The organism is Cupriavidus sp. U2 (assembly GCF_009663685.2).
Lineage (GTDB): Bacteria > Pseudomonadota > Gammaproteobacteria > Burkholderiales > Burkholderiaceae > Cupriavidus > Cupriavidus necator_C.
In genome coordinates this window covers 222952-243947 of the sequence record NZ_RCOG02000032.1, presented here as the reverse complement: position 1 = coordinate 243947, position 20996 = coordinate 222952, and the positions used below count along the sequence as shown (strand labels likewise).

Here is a 20996-nt window from a genome sequence, read left to right as displayed (position 1 = left end):
CGGCAGGTATTACGCGATCTGCTCGATCTGCTCTTGCAGTTCCAGCCAGCGTTCCTCCAGCTGGTCCAGCTCGCCTGTGACCTCGGCCTGGCGCTTGAGCATCTCCATCAGCTTCGCCTTGTTGGCTTCCTCATAACTTGAAGATTCGGCCATGAAGGCGTCGATCACGGTCTTGTCGGCCTGCAGCACCGACATCCGCTTTTCCACCTTTTCCAGTTCCTTGGTCAGCGGCTTGCGCAGCACCGACAGCCGCTGCCGTTCGTCGGCCTCGGCGCGGCGCTGATCGCGGCGGTTGACCGCCGGGGTGGATTCGGCGGCGTGGGCGGCTGTGGCGGCATTGCGCTTGGCGGCGGCCTGTTGCAGCAGCCAGTCGCGATAGTCGTCCAGGTCGCCGTCGAACGGCTTGATGGTGCCGTCGGCCACCAGCATGAACTGGTCGGACGTGGCGCGCAGCAGGTGCCGGTCGTGCGAGACCAGGATCAGCGTGCCCTCGAACTGGGCCAGGGCCATGGTCAGCGCCTCGCGCGTGTCCAGGTCCAGGTGGTTGGTCGGTTCGTCAAGCAGCAGCAGGTTGGGCTTTTGCCAGACGATCAGCGACAGGGCCAGCCGGGCCTTCTCGCCGCCCGAGAACGGTTCGATTGGCGAAGTTGCCATGTCGCCGCGGAAATTGAAGCTGCCCAGGAAGTCGCGCAATTCCTGCTCGCGCACGTCGGGAGCCAGCCGCGCCAGGTGCTGCAGCGGCGAATCGTGGTCGCGCAGCGTTTCCAGCTGGTGCTGGGCGAAATAGCCGATGACCAGGCCCTTGCCCAGCCGCACCGTGCCGTTGAGCGGCGGCTGCGTGCCGGCCAGCGTCTTGACCAGCGTCGACTTGCCCTGGCCGTTGGCGCCGAGCAGGCCGATGCGCTGGCCGTTCTGGATCGACAGCATCAACTTGTGCAGGATGGTCACGGGCGGGTCGGCTTCGGCGTAACCGCAGTCGACGTGGTCGAGCACCATCATCGGGTTGGGCGCCGAATCGGGCTCGCGGAATTCGAATGCGAAGCCGGCCGCCACGTGCACCGGTGCCAGCCGTTCCATCTTTTCCAGGGCCTTGACGCGGCTCTGCGCCTGGCGCGCCTTCGTGGCCTTGGCCTTGAAGCGCGTGATGAACGATTCCAGGTGCGCGATTTCCTTCTGCTGGCGCGTGTAGGCGGCCTGCTGCTGGGCCATCTGCTGCAGCCGCATCGTTTCGAACAGCGTGTAGTTGCCGCCGTATCGCTTGAGCTGCTGGTTTTCGATATGCACTGTGACAGTGCATATGGCATCGAGAAATTCGCGGTCGTGCGAAATCATCACCAGCGTGCCCGGGTAGCGGGCCAGCCAGTCTTCAAGCCAGACGATGGCGTCCAGATCCAGGTGGTTGGTCGGCTCGTCGAGCAGCAGCAGGTCGGAGGGGCACATCAGCGCCTGCGCCAGGTTCAGGCGCATGCGCCAGCCGCCCGAGAACGATGCCACCGGCTGCGTCACCTGCGGCAGCGTGAAGCCCAGGCCAAGCAGCAGCGCCTCGGCGCGCGCGGCGGCGGTATAGCCATCGGCATCGGCATAGGCGGCGTGGGCCTCGGCTTCGGCCGATCCGTCGCCGCTGGCCTGCGCGGCGGCGATGCGCGATTCGATCTCGCGCAGCCGCGTGTCGCCGTCGATCACGTAATCCACGGCCGTACGATCCACTGCGGGTGTCTCTTGCGCCACATGTGCGATGCGCCACTGGGTGGGCACGCTCACATCGCCGCCGTCGGCATGCAGTTCGCCGCGCAGCATCGCGAACAGGGTGGACTTGCCGCTGCCGTTGGCGCCGACAAGGCCCACGCGCTCGCCGGGGTTGAGCGTCACGCTGGTGTGGTCGAACAGCACCTTGGTGCCGCGCTGGAGGACAAGCTGGTCGATACGTATCACGTGAAGGGCTTCAGGCTGGATGGTGCAGGGCAGCCGATCGTTGGGCAGGCCGGCATTGTAGCGCGCCGGAGCCTGCCGGACCGGCGCTGGCCCGCGGCGGCGACGCCGGCTTTCAGTCGGCTTGCATGTCCGCTTCCATGTATTGAGGGATTTCCCGTATTCGACCACTTAGGTCATTGCGGGCACGCCATTTGCGTGTAAATTTATTTACATTGCTTGCTGCACTGCGAAAGTGCCTTTTCATTGCCGGCGCGTCGCCAGTGCCGTTGGCGATGCTTCAAGGCGGTGCCAACCTTCACCCCGACGTCCTCACATGTCCAGCGGCCAGACGATTTCCGAACGCATCGCTCGCGCCTTGCCCACACTGACGCCCGCGCACCAGCGCATGGCGAACTACCTGCTGGACAACCTGTTTCGCGCGGCCACGATGCGGATCGACGAATTCGCCACGGCCGTGGAAGTGTCGGTAGCCACCGCCAACCGCTTCGCCAAGGCCCTGGGCTTCGAGGGCTATCCGCAGTTTCGCGCCGAACTGGTGCGCGGATTCGAGGCCACGCTGGCGCCGGTGGAACGGCTGCGCGACGAACTGGCGCGCCCGAGCACGGTGGCCGACGTGTTTGCCGCCTCGCTGGAGGACGGTGCCCGCAACCTGGAATCCACGCGCCGCAACCTCGATCCGGAATCGATCGAGCGGGCCGTCGATGCCATCCTGGAAGCCGAGCGCGTCTACGTGATGGGCTTCGGCGCCAGCGGTTACCTGGCCGGCCTGATGCAGCACGGGCTGGAAATGCACTGCCGGATGGTGACCTCGGTGTCGACGGTGGGCGGCGCCTCGCACGCGGCGCGGCAACTGTTCAAGCTGACGCCGAAGGACCTGGTGGTCTGCATTGCCTTTCCGCGCTATGTGACCGATTCGATGAAGCTGGCCCAGCGCGTGAAGGCGCACGGCGGCCGGCTGCTGGCGCTGACCGATGGCCCGACCTCGCCGCTGGCGCCGCTGGCCGATATTTCGCTCTACGCCAATGCCGGCAACCGCCTGTCCGCCAATTCGGAAGCCACGGTGCTGGCGCTGATCGAGGCGCTGTGCGGGGCGGTGTCCTACCGGTCCGTGCGCGCGGTGAAGGCGGCGGCCGAGATGACCGAATTCCTGCTGCCGTGGCTGTACGGCGCGCCCGGTGTGCGCGACGACCGCGGCACGCAGAAATCCTCAGACTGAAGTCAAGAAGGGAAGTAGAAGGACCTATGCCTCAAGCTGTTATCGCCATCCACGGCGGCGCCGGCACGATTACCCGTGCGGCCATGGACGCCAACCGCGAACGCGAATACACCACCGCGCTGGAACAGGTGCTGCTGGCCGGCCAGCGCGTGCTGGCCGAAGGCGGCAGCGCGCTGGACGCCGTGACCGAAGCCGTGCGCCTGCTCGAAGAATGCCCGCTGTTCAATGCCGGCAAGGGCGCCGTGCTGACGCACGCCGGCACTTACGAGCTCGATGCATCGGTCATGGATGGCGCCACGCTGAACGCCGGCGCCGTGGCCTGCGTCAAGCGCCTGCGCAATCCGGTGCTGGCCGCGCGCGCCGTGCTGGAAAAGAGCGAGCATGTGCTGTTTGCCGGCGAAGGGGCCGAGGCTTTTGCCGAAGCGCAAGGACTGGAGCTGGTGGCGCCGGAATACTACTTCACGCAGGCCCGCTACGATCAGTGGCAGCGCGCCCAGGGCACCACCGGCATGGCGCTGCTGGATCACGATGCCGCCGCGCTGGCCGCCAGGGCCGCGCAGGAAGGCAAGGCCGACCCGCTCGATGCGGACAAGAAGTTCGGTACGGTCGGCGCGGTGGCCTGCGATGCCAACGGCAACCTGGCCGCGGCAACGTCCACCGGCGGCGTGACCAACAAGCAGGTGGGCCGCGTGGGCGATACGCCGGTGCTGGGCGCCGGCTGCTATGCCGATGACGTGGCGGCCGTGTCGGCCACGGGCACCGGCGAGATGTTCATCCGCACGGCGGCGGCGTTCGACGTGTCGGCGCAGATGCGCTATGCGGGTTTGTCGCTGGAGGAATCGGCGCGCCGCGTGGTCATGGAGAAGCTGCCGGCCATCCATGGCCGCGGCGGCCTGATCGCGGTCGATCGCGCGGGCAACGTGACGCTGCCGTTCAACACCGAAGGCATGTATCGCGGCCTGGCCCGCGTCGGCGAACCGGTCAACGTCTGGATTTACGGCTGATATGCAGAATACTGTTTCCAAGCACGGCATCGTGCTGCCGCCCGAACGCGCGGTGGTGGTGGACAACCTGACGGTGCGCTTTTCCACCTCCGAACGCACAGTCGAGGCGGTGCGCAACCTGTCCTTCCATGTGGATCGCGGCGAAACGCTGGCCGTGGTGGGCGAATCGGGCTCGGGCAAGTCGGTGACGTCGCTGGCGCTGATGCGCCTGGTGGAGCACGGCGGCGGCAAGATCGCCAACGGCAGCATGCTGCTGCGCCGCCGTTCGGGCGAGGTGCTGGACCTGGTCAACTCCACGGAAGCGCGGCTGCGCAGCGTGCGGGGCGCCGACGTGGCGATGATCTTCCAGGAGCCGATGACGTCGCTCAATCCGGTGTTCCCGGTGGGCGAGCAAATTGCCGAATCGATCCGCCTGCACCAGGGCAAGGGCAAGGCCGCGGCACGTGCCGAGGCGCTGCGCATGCTGGAACTGGTACGCATTCCCGAGGCACGCCGCGTGCTGGACCGCTTTCCGCACCAGCTGTCGGGCGGCATGCGCCAGCGCGTGATGATCGCCATGGCGCTGTCTTGCAAGCCGGCGCTGCTGATTGCCGACGAGCCGACCACGGCGCTGGACGTGACGATCCAGGCCGAAATCCTGCAGCTGATCCGCAACCTGCAGGCCGAAATGGACATGGGCGTGGTCTTTATCACCCACGACATGGGCGTGGTGGCCGAGGTGGCCGACCGCGTGCTGGTGATGTATCGCGGCGAGAAGGTGGAAGAGGGCACGTCCGACGACGTGTTCCACGCGCCGGCCCATCCGTACACGCGCGCGCTGCTGTCGGCCGTGCCCAAGCTCGGCGCGATGTCGGGCACGGACCTGCCGGCCCGCTTCCCGCTGGTGCAGGTGAGCGACGGCGCCACCCCGGTCAAGGAAGTGCCGCAGGATACGGTGCCGGCGGGCGCCGCGCCGATCCTGCGCGTGCGCGACCTGGTCACGCGCTTCGACGTGCCGGGCGGCCTGTTCGGCAAGGTCACGCGCCGCGTGCATGCCGTGGAGCAGGTCAGTTTCGACCTCTATCCCGGCGAAACGCTGGCGCTGGTGGGCGAATCGGGCTGCGGCAAATCCACCACGGGCCGTTCGTTGCTGCGCCTGGTCGATGCCCAGAGCGGCACGATCGAATTCGCGGGCCAGAACATCAGCAAGATGCAGGGTCCGGCGCTGCAGGCGCTGCGCCGCAATATCCAGTTCATCTTCCAGGACCCGTTTGCGTCGCTGGACCCGCGCGTCCCGGTGGGCTACTCGATCATGGAGCCGCTGCTGGTGCACAAGGTGGCCAGCGGCAAGGAAGCCGAGGCCCGCGTGGCCTGGCTGCTGGAAAAGGTGGGCCTGACGGCGGCGCATGCGTCGCGTTATCCGCACGAGTTCTCGGGCGGCCAGCGGCAGCGTATCTGCATCGCCCGCGCTCTGGCGCTGAACCCCAAGGTGGTGGTGGCCGACGAGTCGGTGTCGGCGCTGGATGTGTCGATCCAGGCGCAGATCGTCAACCTGATGCTCGACCTGCAGCGCGAACTGGGCGTGGCCTTCCTGTTCATTTCGCACGACATGGCTGTGGTGGAGCGCGTGAGCCACCGCGTGGCGGTGATGTACCTGGGCCAGATTGTCGAGATCGGCCCGCGCCGCGCCATCTTCGAAAACCCTCAGCATCCTTATACGAAGAAGCTGATGTCGGCGGTGCCGATTGCGGACCCCGCGCGTCGCCATCTGAAGCGCGAACCGCTGAACGACGAGATTCCGAGCCCGATCCGCATGGTCGGCGACGAACCCGTGGTGCAGCCGCTGGTGGCCGTGGCCGGCAGTGGCGCGCACGGCCACTTCGTGGCGCGGCACGCCATCGGCGGCGCCTATTGACCAATTCCGTAGTACCGAAGTCGCTGTATCCCCTGTATTCCTGCTTTCCCGATAGAGGAGAAGAGATGTCCAAGGTTTCTTTCCGGCTGATGGCCGGTGCTGCCGCAGTCGGCGCCATGGGTATGCTGGCCGCCGCGCCGGCCTTTGCCGCCAAGGATGCGGTGATGGCCGTGTATTCGACGTTCACCACGCTCGACCCGTACGACGCCAACGACACGCTGTCGCAGGCCGCCACCAAATCGTTCTACCAGGGCCTGTTCGGCTTCGACAAGGACCTGAAGCTGGTCAACGTGCTGGCCGAAAGCTATGACGTCAGCAAGGACGGCCTGGTCTACACGTTCAAGCTGAAGAAGAACATCAAGTTCCACGACGGCACCACGTTCGATGCCACGGCCGTCAAGGCCAACCTGGACCGCGTGACCGATCCGGCCAACAAGCTCAAGCGTTACACGCTGTTCAACCGCGTGGCCAAGACCGAGGTGGTTGACCCGTACACCGCCCGCGTGACGCTCAAGGAGCCGTTCTCGCCGTTCATCAACGTGCTGGCCCACCCGTCGGCCGTGATGATCAGCCCGACCGCGCTGAAGAAGTACGGCAAGGAAATCGCCTTCCACCCGGTGGGCACCGGCCCGTTCGAGTTCGTGGAGTGGAAGCAGACCGACTACCTGAAGGGCAAGAAGTTTGCCGGCTACTGGAAGACGGGCTACCCGAAGATCGACTCGATCACGTGGAAGCCGGTGGTGGACAACAACACGCGTTCGGCCGTGATGCAGACGGGCGAGGCTGACTTCGCGTTCAGCATTCCGTTCGAGCAGGCCGCCGTGCTCAAGGCCAGCCCGAAGGTGGACCTGATCGATTCGCCGTCGATCATCCAGCGTTATCTGTCGCTGAACACGACGGTGAAGCCGTTCAACGACCCGAAGGTGCGCCAGGCCATCAACTACGCCATCAACAAGGAAGCACTGGCCAAGGTGGCCTTCGCCGGGCACGCGGTGCCGGCCGACGGCGTGGTGCCGCATGGCGTGGACTACGCCGAGAAGCTGGGCCCGTGGCCGTACAACCCGGCCAAGGCACGCGAACTGCTGAAGGAAGCCGGCTACCCGAACGGTTTCGAGACCACGCTGTGGTCGGCCTATAACCACACCACCGCGCAGAAGGTGATCCAGTTCGTGCAGCAGCAGCTGCAGCAGGTGGGCATCAAGGCCCAGGTGCTGGCCCTGGAAGCCGGCCAGCGCGTGGAGCGGGTGGAATCGGTGCAGAAGCCGGAAGAAGCCGGCGTGCGCATGTACTACGTCGGCTGGTCGTCGTCGACCGGTGAGTCGGACTGGGCGCTGCGTCCGCTGCTGGCGTCGGAATCGATGCCGCCGAAGCTGCTGAACACGGCGTACTACAAGAACGACCAGGTGGATGCCGACATCGCCGGCGCGCTGCGCACGACCGATCGTGCCGAGAAGGCCAAGCTGTACAAGGATGCCCAGCAACGCATCTGGAACGACGCGCCGTGGGCCTTCCTGGTCACCGAGAAGATCCTGTACGCCCGTGCCAAGCGCCTGACCGGTGCCTACGTGATGCCTGACGGCTCGTTCAACTTCGACGAGATCGACATCAAGCAGTAAGCCTGGGGTTGACTGACTTTTTTTCCCCTCTCTCGCACGCGGGAGAGGGTAGCTGGTGCAGTAGAAGTGGTAGCAGTCGCGGTAAGCAGTGCATAACAAGCTGTTGATAAATGCGGTAAGCCGGGAGGCCGCCTGCCCGTGTATGCGGGGTGAAAGGGCGGGCGGCCATCGGTCTCAAATTTCTGGTTTTCTGGTGTCAGGATGCTGAATTACTTCCTCAAACGATTTCTGGGCGTCATACCGACGATGCTGCTTGTGGCAGTGCTGGTATTCCTGTTCGTCCACCTGCTGCCCGGCGATCCGGCGCGGCTGGCCGCAGGCCCGGAAGCCGATCAGGCCACTGTCGAACTGGTCCGCAAGGACCTGGGGCTCGACCGCCCGATGCACGAGCAGTTCGTGCGCTTCTTCACGAATGCGCTGCAGGGAGAGTTCGGTACATCGCTGCGCTCCAAGCGCCCGGTTTCGCAGGAAATCAGTGAACGCTTCCTGCCGACGCTGTACCTGACCGTCACGTCGATGGTCTGGGCGGTGATTTTCGGCATGGCCATCGGCATCAGTTCGGCCGTATGGCGCAACCAGTGGCCCGACCGCCTGGGCATGACGCTGGCCGTCTCGGGCATTTCGTTCCCGGCCTTTGCGCTGGGCATGCTGCTGATGGAAATCTTCTCGGTGCAGCTGGGCTGGCTGCCGTCAATCGGGGCCGACAGCTGGAAGCACTACATCCTGCCGTCGCTGACGCTCGGCGCCGCCGTGGCCGCCGTGATGGCGCGGTTCACGCGCGCGTCGTTCATCGAGGTGCTGCAGGAAGACTTCGTGCGCACCGCGCGCGCCAAGGGCGTGCGCGAGACCGTGGTGGTGATCAAGCACGCGCTGCGTAACGCCATGATCCCGGTGGTGACGATGATGGGCCTGCAGTTCGGCTTCCTGCTGGGCGGCTCGATCCTGGTGGAGATGGTGTTCAACTGGCCGGGCCTGGGCCGCCTGCTGGTGGATGCCGTGGAAATGCGCGACTACCCCGTGATCCAGGCCGAAGTGCTGCTGTTCTCGCTGGAATTCATCCTGATCAATCTGGTGGTGGACCTGCTGTACACCGTGATCAACCCCACCATCCGCTACAAGTAAGGAGGCTGACATGACCGAGCTTTCCACGTCCGCCACCGTCACGCCAGCTTCGGCCGCCGAAGCCGTCCGCACGCCCTGGACCGAGTTCTGGCGCAAGTTCCGCAAGCAGCATCTGGCGCTGGTTGCCGGCGTCTTCGTGCTGCTGCTGGTGGTGATCGCCATCCTGGCGCCCCACATCGTGCCGTACGACCCCGAGAACTACTTCGACTACGACGCGCTGAACGCCGGCCCGTCGGCCGCCCACTGGATGGGCGTCGATTCGCTGGGCCGCGACATCTTCAGCCGCATCCTGGCCGGCACGCGCATTTCGCTGGCCGCCGGCGTGTTCTCGGTGGTGATCGGCGCCATCATCGGCACGCTGCTGGGTCTGCTGGCCGGCTATTACGAAGGCTGGTGGGACCGCATCGTCACGCGCATCTGCGACGTGCTGTTCGCCTTTCCCGGCATCCTGCTGGCCATCGCCATCGTGGCCATCCTGGGCAATGGCATGGTCAATGTGATCATGGCCGTGGCCGTATTCAGCGTGCCCGCGTTTGCCCGCCTGGTGCGCGGCAATACGCTGATGCTCAAGCGCCTGACCTATGTGGAGGCGGCGCGCAGTATCGGGGCGTCCGACTGGACCATCCTGATGCGCCACATCCTGCCGGGCACCGTGTCGTCGATCGTGGTCTATTTCTCGATGCGGATCGGTACGTCGATCATCACGGCCGCGGGCCTGTCGTTCATCGGCCTCGGCGCACAGCCGCCCACGCCGGAATGGGGTGCGATGCTGAGCCAGGCGCGCGCCGACATGGTGACCGCGCCGCACGTGGCCATCTTCCCGAGCCTGGCGATCTTCCTGACGGTGCTGGCATTCAACCTGCTTGGCGACGGCCTGCGTGACGCGCTGGACCCGAAGATCGACCGTCGCTGATTCCATGGCCAACGCTCCCATCGTCGGCAGCCTGCCGGCCGGCCCGCGCAATGCCATGACCGATGTGGCGGGCGTCTCCGTCGGCCACTGCACGCTGGCCGACGGCGCCTGTCAGACCGGCGCAACCGTGATCCGCCCGCACGCGGGGAATGTCTACACCGACAAGGTGCCCGCTGCCGCCACCGTCTTCAATGGCTTCGGCAAGAGCATCGGGCTGGTACAGGTGGACGAACTCGGCGTGCTGGAAACGCCCATTGCGTTGACCAACACGTTCTCTGTCGGCACGCTGGCGCAGGCGCAGATCCGTCACGCGATTGCGTCAAATCCCGAGATCGGGCGCAAGTGGCCCACCGTCAATCCGCTGGTATTCGAATGCAATGACGGCTATCTGAACGATATCCAGGCGATGGCCGTGCAGGGCCAGCACTACGACGCGGCCCTGGCCACGGCGGGCGCGGACGTCGCACAAGGCGCTGTCGGCGCAGGGCGCGGCATGTCGTCGTTCGGTGCGAAAGGCGGCATCGGCACGGCATCGCGCCTGGCTGGCGGCTATACGGTCGGGGCGCTGGTGCTGTCGAACTTCGGTACGCCGGAATCGCTGATCCTTGCTGGCCGCCCCCTGGGCGCCGAACTCAACGCCCGCCTGAAGCAACCGGCGGAGCCCGAGAAGGGTTCGATCATCATGATCGTGGCGACCGACGCCCCGCTGGACGCGCGCCAGCTGCGCCGCCTGTCGATGCGCGCCGGCACGGGGCTGGCGCGAACCGGTTCGATCTACGGCCATGGATCGGGCGATATCGCATTGGCCTTCTCGACGGCCTATACCGTACCGCACCTGGGCGATGCGCCGATGCCGGCCGTGCCGATGATGCACGAATCGAAACTGGACCCGCTGTTCCGCGCCGCGGCCGACAGCGTCGAACAGGCTATCGTCCACGCGCTTTGGCACGCCGAAACCGTGCAAGGCCGCGACGGCCATACCCGCCGCGCGCTGCGTGAGCTGCTGCAAGACCTGCTGTAAAGCCCGAATCCATGAAGATCCTGATTTCCGCTGATATCGAAGGCGTGGCCGGCGTATTCCACGCCGAGCAAACGCGTGCCGGCAATGGCGAATACGAACGCGCCCGCGCCTGGATGACCGCAGAAGCCAATGCCGCCGTGCAAGGCGCGTTCGCCGGCGGCGCGACCGAAGTGCTGGTCAACGATTCGCACGGCGGCTTTCGAAATCTGCTGCCCGAGCAGATCGACCCGCGCGCCGAACTGGTGCTGGGCAAGCCGCGCTACCTGAGCATGATGGCCGGCGTCGAGCAGGACTGCGACGGCGTGTTCATGATCGGCTACCACGGCCGCGCCCAGAGCCGTGGCGTGCTGGCGCACACCATCAATAGCGGCGCGTTCGCGCGCGTCTGGTTCAACGGGCTGGAACTGGGCGAGGCCGGCATCTACGCCGCATTGGCCGGCGAATTCGACGTCCCCGTGCTGATGGCCAGCGGCGACGACGTCTTCATCGCCGAAACCCGGCCGCTGATGCCCTGGGTGCGCTACGTGCAGACCAAGACGGCCGGCGGGCAGGGCAGCGGCACGACGCTGTCCCCCGCCGCCGCCCGCGACGCCATCGCCCAGGCCGCCGAAGCGGTCACCCGCCAGGCCATCGCCCACCCCGAAGCCCGCTGCTTCGAACTGTCCGGCCCGGTAACCTGCCGCCTGCAGACCCTGACCACGGCCCACGCCGACCTGTTCTGCCAATGGCCCACATTCGAGCGCGTGGACGGCGTAACGCTTTCGTTCACAGCACCGACGGTACAGGGGGCAGTGCGGATGCTGAATTGCTGTTCGGCGATGGCGTTTATGTTGAAGTAGAGGGTGATCGGAGTTTCGGATATCGAACCGGTGTCGCGGCTTGCCTACTTTGACCGGCTTTTTCTTTGCTCGCGACTAATTAAAGCGGCATTCATTTCCAGGAGACACTACAGGCCTTCTTTGCAGGATCGCATTCCTGGTTGCAAAGTAGTCGCCGCCAATGGGTTCAATTTCGACTGTCCAGAGAACCTTTTCGTCGGCTGCCTTTAGGGTTGCGCGACCGCGCTGTGCGTCGAAGAAGGATGCGAAGTCGAGAATCGCGGCTCTGCCCGATGCGTCGATTTCTCCGTGAATATTGTCCAAATCGTCCACTTCGCAGTCGATTCGTGCTCCGCTTTGTGCGATTGCACAGCACCGTCCGTGGATCCGCTCTTCATTTTGCTTCAACGTGATCGAGAACGATCTGGTGCCCGGGGCTTCCGCCCAATCGCATGTGCCTTGGAAGCAAAATGCATGAGTAATTGTGGGAGCCAAATAAAGAAATGTCGTGGCAATCAGGATGGTAACTTTCATATCGGCAGTCCATGAGATATGCAGTTATCCACGCGATTAAGCCAGTTCTTTCAGAAATTTGCGGTTGTTTGTCTCCTTTTTGTTCATATCAAACGCCAAGGATGTGTTAGCCGAGCTGTCCGTTTGACTGATTCGCATCTGGCTTCGATCTGTTTATTTTAATGCTTCTGAGATATTTTCTGACGGCGGCAGCCGTGCGAAAGGGAAAGGATGACTCTTCGTGCTCAGAATATCCGTCAATCCCGGTCCACTGGCCCATTCGCAGAAAATCGTTATTTTCAATGACTGTGCCTGCGGAATCCATTTGATAAGCGCTAACTTGGTAGAGGTTTCCAAATGTTCCGAGCCCGCGATGATTTATTGTCCAGCGGACTATTGTAATTAGATTCATCTTTCCCGCTATCTCTTCGAAGAACAAAGAATCCACGCTGGGAGGGCCGCCCTCCCAGCGATAGACGGCTATTTTCTGTCTGCGACAATAATCGCCTTCGTTCCTATAAAATACAAGTTGGCTGGAACTGGAATTATTTCCCTCGATAGCTATGATGCTATCTCTTTCTAGTTTCTTTGCGGAAAACGTTTGATTTTTTTTGGAAATTTCAGGGCAAGCGGCGGCGCTTGATTTTTCGTTGTCAAGTGAGGAGGCTGGTGTGCAAAATGCAACACATGCGACGAGCAGTAAGCCTCTTTGGAAGGCCGCCTTATTGGCCAGGATCACTCGAAAGATCCAGTAAGAGAGCAAGGCGGTTATATGATGCCCTTCTTGCCGCGATTCCATGTGTTCCTCCATTCACGAATCGGGATACGGTCGCAACGTCTCCCGTGTCCGCTATTGGGTTAATATTGCGAGTAACGGTCCAGTAAACAAATGCAGACTCGATGCCATATGCCAGGTTGGTGAGAATCAGATCTGGATGGGCTACGAAATCTTGTGGGTCATCCGGAAACCTACGATTGTGTTCTTCGGTAAGAACCCTATAGTTCGCCTTGAAAGTTGTCTGAATAAGGCCCCTTCCTCGATATCGATATCCATCTCCGGTTGATTCTGCGCCATTTTCATACCTGTTTTCATAGACGTAATTTGCCAGGTTTTCCGGATTGTTTTCATAAAAGTCAGTTTCTGACCAAAGCTTCGGTCGAAGTTTTCCGTAATTGCATTCAACGTCATTTTCGGAGATTGTAGCCGCTGGGGCACTCGCGCCACGTGGTTTTGGTTTGCATCCAAAAATCACTTTCATGTTTTGCGAATTGTAAAACAGATTTTCTTCGACATTCCTAAATTTGCTTTCTGCTTCGATTTGCGATAGAAAATGTGCGATTCTTTTTGGTGTTGTGACATTGTATTTTTCGGCGAACGTATTGAGATGCGCGAGTAGGCTCTCATGATAAGTGGTTGACCCTGATGGGTTGGCCGCAGCAAGCATTTCGATCGTTATTAACGGATGTTTCGCCTGAAAGTTCCCCACCATCCCCACCGGATGCATATGAAACACTGCCGGGCCGGGTAAATCAGGCAGCTTTGCCTTGACCTCCTCCCACCACACCAGTTTCTCGATACGCCGTTGCTCGGCTGCGTACTGGGCATTCGCACCCGTTTCCTTTTCGAGTTCCGCGGTCAGCGATTTCCATTTGGACGGGTTGGCCCATTCGCTTTCGTGTCGGATAATCAGGCGCGATGCACGCAGCGACTGCCATCTGTCTTTCGCGGCCACGCATAGCTCGTCGATGGCGCGGTCGCCGTTACTGCCGGGGCAAATTGCCTGATAGACGCTTTTCATTAGCGGACTTAGTTTGTCCAGCGCAGCGGTGGCCGGCATGTCTTTGTCGCAGGCATAGTCGACGTACGCTTTTGATTTGGCGCATAGCGTATGGGCGGGGTCATGCGCGCCCTCGATGGGCTGGAAATCCACCCAATCCTGCGGATACTCGCGCGTGACGCGACCGCCCGCGAAATTCTGTTCTCGTACCCAGCCGCTGATTTCGTTGCCAAGCCACGCATAGCTCGTCGATGGCGCGGTCGCCGTTACTGCCGGGGCAAATTGCCTGATAGACGCTTTTCATTAGCGGACTTAGTTTGTCCAGCGCAGCGGTGGCCGGCATGTCTTTGTCGCAGGCATAGTCGACGTACGCTTTTGATTTGGCGCATAGCGTATGGGCGGGGTCATGCGCGCCCTCGATGGGCTGGAAATCCACCCAATCCTGCGGATACTCGCGCGTGACGCGACCGCCCGCGAAATTCTGTTCTCGTACCCAGCCGCTGATTTCGTTGCCAAGCATGTTGGCGCTATGCACTTTCCACCAGTTGAGCTTCAGGTTGTCCGCGCCAGGGCTCGTCTCCGTGAACTTGTGTTCCTTTCGCCGACCCAGTTCCGCTAGCGACAGCATTAGGACGACATCGGTGCGCGGAGCGTCCTTTCCCTCCTGATGGGCCGCCTTATAGAGCTTTGTTCGCCTGTCGATACGCAGCAGGGTGGGTTCGGCAGGCAATCCAAGTGCCTTCCAGCGCGCGGTGTGCGGCGAGTGTTCCTGGATCCAGGCCCGGCTCGTCTGCAGGAATACCTTGATTTCGTCGCCACAGAAGATCTCGATATGGACCATTCGGGTCGGCACTGCGTTGCCGAGCGAGTCGTACCGGCCGAGGTGGCCGAGCAACTGGCCCGCTTTGACCTTGATCGGTTTTGGAGGAACGACTATGCAGTCGAGCGCGGTGTCGGGTATGAATTCCTCGAACACCTGTCCACCATTCTCGCGCCCAAGAAATACCCAGCCGCCGACCGCAGCATCTGGCGCCACGAAGTCTCCAGCGCGGGCCGGAATCGGCGGACCGCTGCGTGCGATCTTTCCCCAGTTGCCAGTGCGCTCGCTGATACTGAACTGTGTGCCCTGCGGCAGGATGCCAAGCGTCGTGCCGCCGGCCCGTGCGGACCGCACGCGCAGGCCCTTCTGCTCGGCGGGCGCACCGCGCACGCCGGGCCTGGGGCGTTGCCGATCCCGGGCGAACGTCGTGACCTTGAACTCCGGCGACCAATGGGCCGGGCGGGACAACGTCTTCTTGTTCTCGTAGCCAGCCAGATCCTGCAGGTGCATGTACAGGCTGTAGAAGGTCAGCCAGGTCCCGCGCGGAAACTCCATCTTGTGGCGCACCAGCGCGAAACCCGTGCTGTAGCAAGCCTGGATGGCGGACTGCTGGCCATCGCCGGGAAGTTCTGTCACCGGACAGGTTCGATCAAGTCGCCACGCGACGACCTCGCCGTCGGCCATCGCCAGCACGCCGCCGGTCAGGTCGAGGAACTGGCCAGCGCCAGCTTCGGTGATATGGATGCCGCCGTGCCACATGCCGTGGGCGCTGACGGCAAAGGCGCCGCCGGGCTCGAGTCGGAGCAGGCGGTGGAACTCGTGCTCGTCGGTGATCTCGACGCCGGGCGCGCCTTCCTTTGCAGCCTTTTTTCGCAGGGGGAAGGTGAAGCGGAGGGGTTTCAGTGGGGGCGGCAAAACGGCTGTGGCATTGGGAGGTGTATTCGTTGACATACTCGTGTTCGAGAGGCCGTTCGTAGCCCCGATCAATCCGGGGAGGCTTTCAGAAGGGTGAGCCGGGTCTTACCATCAGGCATGAAATGCGTCCCATAGCGCACCAATCCCGTCTTCTGCAGTTGGCACGTCATCACAAAGCTCAGCAACATGCCGGATTCGGGCACTTCGAGAGCAATGTCGATGGACTTCAGCCGCGGCTCATAGCGCAGCAGCGTTGTCTCGATCTCCCGCTTGAGAATGTGTGCCGAGGCGGGCAGATGGCGGTAGATCAGCGATAGATCGCCGAGACCGTAGTCGGGCAGATGGGCCAGGCAGCCACGCCGGCTGTTGAGAATGCGCTGGATGTTGTCCTGTACCGACAGAAAAGTCTGGGTGGCGGGATCAAATTCATCAATGGCGACGCCATTCGCGAAGAAGCCGGTGATGGCTTCGAAGAGGCCAGGTCCGCCGTGTGTCATGTGGGGGTGCCAGTCGTGGAAGGGGCAGTCTCGGATGTGTCGAAGGCGATGCCAATGCCGTCTTCCTCGGAAAACGACAGTCGCACCGCCTGCAACCGCTGGCGCGTGTCCGCGTGCATCAGCAACTCGCGCGCGAGGACGGGCAAGATCTGCTGATCCAGCAGGCTGTCGATGTTGCGTGCCCCCGAATCAGGCAGCAGGCACGCCCGCACCAGTTCCTTTGCCAGTTCTTCGTCGCAGTGCAGCGGCACGCCAAAGCGGCGCTCGACGCGCCGCGCCACCTTATCGAGTTTCATTCGAACAATCGATGCCATGGCTTCTGCGGAAAGTGGCCGAAATACGATGGTCTGAAATCGCGCCAGCAATGCAGGCTGGAAATGCCGGACCAGAACCGGGCGTAGACGTGCCAACAGCGCGGCGCCGTCGGGCTCGCTGTCCGCTTCACTGCAGGTTTGCGTGGCGGCGAGGATGTCTTCACTGCCGAGGTTCGAGGTCATGATGATGACCGTGTTGCGGAAGTCGATCTCCCGACCCTCGCCGTCACGCATGCATCCGCGATCAAAGACCTGGTAGAACAGGGTCAGCACATCCCGGTGGGCTTTTTCGACTTCGTCCAGCAGGATCACGCTATAGGGCCGCTGACGCACGGCCTCCGTCAGTACGCCGCCTTCACCGTAGCCAACATAGCCCGGCGGCGATCCCTTCAGTTGCGAAACGGTGTGGGCCTCCTGATATTCAGACAGGTTGATGGTGATCAATGATCTCTCGCCGGCGAACATCAGGTCGGCCAGTGCCCGCGCGGTCTCGGTCTTGCCGACGCCGGAAGGCCCGACCAGCAGGAATACGCCAAGCGGCGACGTTTCCGAGCGCAGGCCCGCCTTCGCAGCTCGCAGGCTCTTGCCCAGCGCGGCGAGCGCCTCGTGCTGGCCGACCACGATGCGGCCCAGGCGCGCTTCGATATCGAGCAAGGTTGCCCCTTCGCCGGAGAGCAGGGTATCCATCGGCACTCCAGTCCAGTCGGCGATGACCTGGGCGATGGCCTGTTCGTCGACTTCAGCGTGAATCAAGGGCTTGCTACTGTCTTGTACGAGCCTCGCGCGCGCTGCCTGCATGCCGGGCACCAGCTGGCTGCGGGTCGACGTACCCGTGGCAACACGCCATTGTTCGCGGAGGGTGGCCAAGGCATCCGCCGCAAGCCGTTGCCCGGTGTAGGCGTCGCCAAGCTCCGCCTTCAGGCTGTCCAGTTCTGCCAGGCGTGCGTCGATCGATGCCAGCCGCGCCGCGTCCCCGCTGCCGGTCATGGCGTGATCGTCGTGCAGCGCGGCACGTTCAAGCTCGAGCGACGACCGTTCGGCGTCACACGCCTGAAGCGGGGCTGGCGTGGATTGCTGGCTCATGCGCACCCGGGCAGCGGCCGTATCGATCAGGTCGACCGCCTTGTCCGGCAGTTGGCGCCCGCTTAGATAGCGGCGCGACAGCCGGACCGCCGCGCCCACGGCGGCGTCGGTAATATGTACGCCGTGGTGGCGCGCATAGCGGTCCTTGAGCCCGCGCAGCATCACGCACGCATTGTCGTCATCGGGCTCGTCGACCTTGACCATCTGGAAGCGCCGCTCCAACGCCGCATCGCGTTCGAAGTACTGCTTGTATTCGGACCACGTGGTGGCGGCGATGGTCCGGAGTTCGCCGCGCGCCAGGGCGGGCTTGAGAAGATTGGCCGCATCGGCGGCACCGGCGTTGTTGCCAGCGCCGATCAGCGTGTGCGCCTCATCGATAAATAGCAGGATCGGTGTGGGGGATTGCTGCACCGCGTCGATGACGCTCCTGAGCCGGTGCTCGAACTCACCCTTGACACCTGCGCCAGCCTGCAGCAGGCCCAGATCGAGCGCGAGCACGGCGACATCGCGGATCGCTGCGGGCACATCGCCGTTGGCGATCCTGAGTGCCAGACCTTCGACCAGGGCCGTCTTGCCGACACCCGGTTCGCCGACCAGAATCGGATTGTTCTTACGGCGGCGCGCCAGGATTTCAATCATCAGGCGGATTTCCGCCTCGCGGCCGAACACAGGGTCGATCTGCCCGTCACGCGCCTTGCGGGTCAGGTCCATGGTGAAGCGGGCCAGTGCTTCTTGCTGCCCTGGCTGGTCCACGGCCGGCGCGCGCGGCGCGATATCTTCGGTGCTGGCAGAGGATACGGCCAGGTTGGGCAGGCAATTGTCGATATGCGCGATCGGGGCGGTCAGCAAGGGCCACGCGTCGGGGGCGCGCAATAAGCTGGGATGCTCCGAGAGGGCGGACAGCAGATGGATTGTCCCGAGCGATGACGATCCGTCCAGCGATGCCCGAAGCCAGGCTGCCTCCATCCATCGACCAAGACGCGCTGACACGCCCGGTTTCCCGCGCAGGTCGCACGGCAGGCGCTCTATATAGTCCAGCAGGCCGTTTCGGATGGCGTCGACATTGACACCGTGGCGACGCAGTACTCTCGGCAAATCGTTGTCGCCGGGCTCGAGCAGTGCGATCAGCCAGTGTTCGACTTCGATATTGCGATGTGCGCGTGTTTCACACAGGCAGGCTGCTTCTGTCAGTGCCTGGGCGCTAAGTTCGTCAAGGCGGCGCAAGAACGGTGTGTAGTCGCGGGAGGTCATGTCGCAGATCGTGGTGTGTCGGGTCGATGCGGAAAATGGCCGGTGCGAGGCACCGGCCAACGGTCACGCGCCGGCTTCAGGCACGTTCATTCCAGCTATCGGCGTGGATGATGTTGCCGTCCTTGTACGACCAGGTGATCTTCTCGTAGCGCAGTTCGATCTCCTCGAGGTGGTTGTGCTTTTCGAAGGCAGGGTTCTTGATGTCGAGCATCTTCGGCGTGACGCCGACCACCTTGACGCTTTCCAGCGTCGTGTTGAAGTACTCTTTTTCCTTGCCGGCGTCGTCGATCCGGTACCACTTGATTTCGACCGATTTCAGCGTCTGCCCGCTCGTGACGGCCTTGTAGAGATAGGGCGTCGCCGCGTCGGTCTCCTTGGTGAACTGAATGGGGCGGTGGACGCGCGTGCCGGTCAGCTTTCCCGTATTCGAGTCGGTCGGGATATGGACGCCATGCTCGAAGGCGACGATCTCGACGCTGCCTTCCCGGCCAGATACCGTCACGGAGCCTTTGATGTCGGCGCCGCCGTCGTCCTTGATCCACATGTATGCGGGAATTGCCATTGCTACTCCTTTTGCTGGAATGAACAGGCCGAAAGGCCAGGGATTGCAGAACTGCCGCGCGCTATTTCGCGACAGTCTGTGACAAGTGTGATTTCAACGCGACGATTCGCCGCCCGTCCGGCGGCGGTGTCGTTGGATGCCTTGGGTCGGCTATCGCCATAACCCTGGATGGCAAAGTGGGTCACGGGCATTCCCGCGGCATCGGACAGCCAGTCACGGACCGATGCCGCCCGGGCTTCCGATAGCCGCAGGTTCGATCCGGCGTTGCCGACGGAGTCCGTATGGCCCGCGACGAGCACGCGTTTGTCGGGATTTGCCTGGATCATTGTCACTGCCGCGACTAGCGCGCGATTGGCGCCAGGATTCAACTTGGCCGAGCCGCTCTGGAACAGCGACAGGCTGTCGAGTTCGATCGTTGACGGCGGCGCCGCCGGCGGGCTGTAGGCGGCAATCAGCGCGTGGATCGGCGACAGCAACGGCGTGCCACGGTAGAATCCGAGCCCGAGCCGGGGCGGCACGCCATGGACCTGATAGCCCTCGAGTACGTCGCGATGGCGCTTGAGCGTCAGCAAGGCGTCGACCCGGGCGGCATCATGTTCGGGGGGCACCTGGCGATAACGGGACATGTCCTCTGTCACGCGCGCCACGAGCGCCCGGTTTTGCCAGGCCGAAGCGGCTGCGGCTGCGCAGAAGGCAAGCACCAGCCAGACAAAGGCGTGCGCCAACGCACGGGGCAGGACAGGCTGTGGCCGCTGGGTCGGGATACCGGCCAGCATCGGCGCCGGAAGAGGGTACGGTGTCTCTGGCGCAGTGCGGGCGGTGGATAGCAAGCCGGTCTTTTCCGAAACGAATGTGCCGAAATGCGAGTCCACGCCTTGGGGTCCGGATACTGCTGTCACGCCAAAGCCAGTGAGCTTCAATGGACTGACGTGCGAGCCTGGATCGGCGCCTTCGCGCGCGACTGGCAACACCACGTCGGCGGCCCAGCGGGCGACGGCGCCGAGGCGCGCGGCGCGATGCATGCGCTTTTCGCGGTCCAACGGCGTCGCGACCTGCGGGTATGCCGTCAGCCCCGTGGCCAGGTGTTCGCACAGGGTGTCCCCGCTCTCAATCTCACGCCCCGATACCCCGAACCATGGACACGCGTCGGGTGGCCCGCCGGCGTCCGCTGCATAGATGGCAAGGCATACCGGCAACGGGTAGCCGAGCGCGCGTCCCGCCTCGGCAATGACGGCGTGCCAGCGCCGCAGATAGCCGGACAACTCCGGGAAGTCGGCATGCTGGTCGGCAGCCACCAGCCATGCGACGGCGTCCGGCCCTTGGCCTTCACGCCAATGCCGAAGCGCGACAGCCAGCCCGGCCAGGTCGGTTGCATGTTCGACGCGCACCCAGACGGCATCGCCGGTGATCCTGATCGGATCGTCTCCGAAGGCCGAAGCCAGTGCAGAATCGCCTAGCGTCAGAACCAGCGGAACCGTGCGACGGACGTGACCAGGCAAGCCATCCAGGGATGTGGCGATCGATTGCAATGCGGCCTGTGATGGTGCCGCTCGGGTGCTCAGATGGCGCGACACCCAGCACAAGGCGACCGCGGCCAGAACAGCGGCGAGACCGAGAAACGCGTTCCAGGTATCGGACCACGGAGACCAGAACGCCAGCCAGGCCAGCGCAAGCAACATCACCCAAATGGCGACAGCGCGATAGGGGTAGCCTTTCACAATCGGCAT

At 63.4% G+C, this 20996-nt stretch carries 17 protein-coding genes; 8 read left to right on the top strand and 9 right to left on the bottom strand.

The annotated features are described in order from the left end of the window. Positions 1-9 precede the first annotated feature (9 nt). Positions 10-1932 carry an ATP-binding cassette domain-containing protein gene (locus D9X30_RS25365; RefSeq protein WP_249641087.1) on the bottom strand — a complete coding sequence of 641 codons (1923 nt, stop codon included), beginning with the start codon at positions 1930-1932 and terminating at the stop codon, positions 10-12. Between the two features lie 313 nt (positions 1933-2245). On the opposite strand from D9X30_RS25365, the gene D9X30_RS25360 reads away from it, so the two are divergent. The 8 genes from D9X30_RS25360 (at position 2246) to D9X30_RS25325 (ending at position 11557) form a co-directional block, all read left to right on the top strand. Then, entirely contained in the window at positions 2246-3148 is a 903-nt protein-coding gene (locus D9X30_RS25360) for a MurR/RpiR family transcriptional regulator (protein WP_153945155.1), read from the top strand. 26 nt (positions 3149-3174) lie between these two features. Beyond that, positions 3175-4152, top strand: coding sequence for an isoaspartyl peptidase/L-asparaginase family protein (locus tag D9X30_RS25355; RefSeq protein WP_153945154.1), 978 nt, complete (start codon positions 3175-3177; stop codon positions 4150-4152). A 1-nt stretch (position 4153) separates the two neighbouring features. Then, positions 4154-6046 (top strand): dipeptide ABC transporter ATP-binding protein, encoded by a 1893-nt coding sequence (locus D9X30_RS25350; protein WP_153945153.1) that lies wholly within the window; start codon positions 4154-4156, stop codon positions 6044-6046. 65 nt (positions 6047-6111) lie between these two features. After that, the gene (gene gsiB / locus D9X30_RS25345; protein WP_153945152.1) at positions 6112-7662 is read left to right on the top strand and encodes a glutathione ABC transporter substrate-binding protein GsiB; all 1551 of its coding nucleotides are present in this window, start codon (positions 6112-6114) and stop codon (positions 7660-7662) included. A gap of 201 nt (positions 7663-7863) precedes the next feature. Next, on the top strand, positions 7864-8784 hold the full coding sequence (gsiC, locus tag D9X30_RS25340; RefSeq protein ID WP_153945151.1) for a glutathione ABC transporter permease GsiC: 921 nt from the start codon (positions 7864-7866) through the stop codon (positions 8782-8784). A 10-nt stretch (positions 8785-8794) separates the two neighbouring features. Continuing rightward, positions 8795-9697 (top strand): glutathione ABC transporter permease GsiD, encoded by a 903-nt coding sequence (gene gsiD, locus D9X30_RS25335; RefSeq protein ID WP_153945150.1) that lies wholly within the window; start codon positions 8795-8797, stop codon positions 9695-9697. A gap of 4 nt (positions 9698-9701) precedes the next feature. Further along, positions 9702-10718, top strand: a complete 1017-nt coding sequence (locus tag D9X30_RS25330) for a DmpA family aminopeptidase (RefSeq protein WP_153945149.1) — start codon at positions 9702-9704, stop codon at positions 10716-10718. Between the two features lie 11 nt (positions 10719-10729). Then, positions 10730-11557 carry a M55 family metallopeptidase gene (locus tag D9X30_RS25325; protein WP_153945148.1) on the top strand — a complete coding sequence of 276 codons (828 nt, stop codon included), beginning with the start codon at positions 10730-10732 and terminating at the stop codon, positions 11555-11557. A 75-nt stretch (positions 11558-11632) separates the two neighbouring features. Here D9X30_RS25325 and D9X30_RS25320 read toward each other — a convergent pair whose 3' ends face one another. From D9X30_RS25320 to D9X30_RS25285, 8 genes are all read right to left on the bottom strand, one after another. Beyond that, complete coding sequence (locus D9X30_RS25320; protein ID WP_153945147.1) at positions 11633-12070, bottom strand: hypothetical protein; 438 nt, start codon at positions 12068-12070, stop codon at positions 11633-11635. Positions 12071-12176: 106 nt separating this feature from the next. Continuing rightward, positions 12177-12788, bottom strand: a complete 612-nt coding sequence (locus D9X30_RS25315) for a hypothetical protein (RefSeq protein ID WP_153945146.1) — start codon at positions 12786-12788, stop codon at positions 12177-12179. Then, positions 12772-13980: a glycoside hydrolase family 19 protein gene (locus D9X30_RS25310; protein WP_249641086.1), complete on the bottom strand. Its 1209-nt coding sequence runs from the start codon at positions 13978-13980 to the stop codon at positions 12772-12774. The genes D9X30_RS25315 and D9X30_RS25310 overlap by 17 nt, the downstream gene beginning before the upstream one ends. Continuing rightward, the gene (locus D9X30_RS25305; protein WP_249641085.1) at positions 13949-15598 is read right to left on the bottom strand and encodes a hypothetical protein; all 1650 of its coding nucleotides are present in this window, start codon (positions 15596-15598) and stop codon (positions 13949-13951) included. Before D9X30_RS25305 ends, D9X30_RS25310 begins: the two co-directional genes overlap by 32 nt. A gap of 32 nt (positions 15599-15630) precedes the next feature. Beyond that, entirely contained in the window at positions 15631-16059 is a 429-nt protein-coding gene (gene tssE, locus D9X30_RS25300; RefSeq protein WP_066733371.1) for a type VI secretion system baseplate subunit TssE, read from the bottom strand. Continuing rightward, entirely contained in the window at positions 16056-18707 is a 2652-nt protein-coding gene (gene tssH, locus D9X30_RS25295; RefSeq protein WP_153947831.1) for a type VI secretion system ATPase TssH, read from the bottom strand. Before tssH ends, tssE begins: the two co-directional genes overlap by 4 nt. 76 nt (positions 18708-18783) lie before the next feature. Beyond that, on the bottom strand, positions 18784-19269 hold the full coding sequence (locus D9X30_RS25290; RefSeq protein WP_153947830.1) for an Hcp family type VI secretion system effector: 486 nt from the start codon (positions 19267-19269) through the stop codon (positions 18784-18786). Positions 19270-19271: 2 nt separating this feature from the next. Further along, positions 19272-20996, bottom strand: coding sequence for an OmpA family protein (locus tag D9X30_RS25285; RefSeq protein ID WP_153947829.1), 1725 nt, complete (start codon positions 20994-20996; stop codon positions 19272-19274).

Coding starts and splice junctions, on each gene's coding strand:
- D9X30_RS25305 (WP_249641085.1), bottom strand. CDS start 15,598: ATGTCAACGAATACACCTCCCAATGCCACAGCCGTTTTGCCGCCCCCA.
- D9X30_RS25360 (WP_153945155.1), top strand. CDS start 2,246: ATGTCCAGCGGCCAGACGATTTCCGAACGCATCGCTCGCGCCTTGCCC.
- gsiD (WP_153945150.1), top strand. CDS start 8,795: ATGACCGAGCTTTCCACGTCCGCCACCGTCACGCCAGCTTCGGCCGCC.
- D9X30_RS25355 (WP_153945154.1), top strand. CDS start 3,175: ATGCCTCAAGCTGTTATCGCCATCCACGGCGGCGCCGGCACGATTACC.
- D9X30_RS25330 (WP_153945149.1), top strand. CDS start 9,702: ATGGCCAACGCTCCCATCGTCGGCAGCCTGCCGGCCGGCCCGCGCAAT.
- tssE (WP_066733371.1), bottom strand. CDS start 16,059: ATGACACACGGCGGACCTGGCCTCTTCGAAGCCATCACCGGCTTCTTC.
- D9X30_RS25285 (WP_153947829.1), bottom strand. CDS start 20,996: ATGCCGATTGTGAAAGGCTACCCCTATCGCGCTGTCGCCATTTGGGTG.
- gsiB (WP_153945152.1), top strand. CDS start 6,112: ATGTCCAAGGTTTCTTTCCGGCTGATGGCCGGTGCTGCCGCAGTCGGC.
- D9X30_RS25350 (WP_153945153.1), top strand. CDS start 4,154: ATGCAGAATACTGTTTCCAAGCACGGCATCGTGCTGCCGCCCGAACGC.
- tssH (WP_153947831.1), bottom strand. CDS start 18,707: ATGACCTCCCGCGACTACACACCGTTCTTGCGCCGCCTTGACGAACTT.
- D9X30_RS25325 (WP_153945148.1), top strand. CDS start 10,730: ATGAAGATCCTGATTTCCGCTGATATCGAAGGCGTGGCCGGCGTATTC.
- D9X30_RS25290 (WP_153947830.1), bottom strand. CDS start 19,269: ATGGCAATTCCCGCATACATGTGGATCAAGGACGACGGCGGCGCCGAC.
- gsiC (WP_153945151.1), top strand. CDS start 7,864: ATGCTGAATTACTTCCTCAAACGATTTCTGGGCGTCATACCGACGATG.
- D9X30_RS25320 (WP_153945147.1), bottom strand. CDS start 12,070: ATGAAAGTTACCATCCTGATTGCCACGACATTTCTTTATTTGGCTCCC.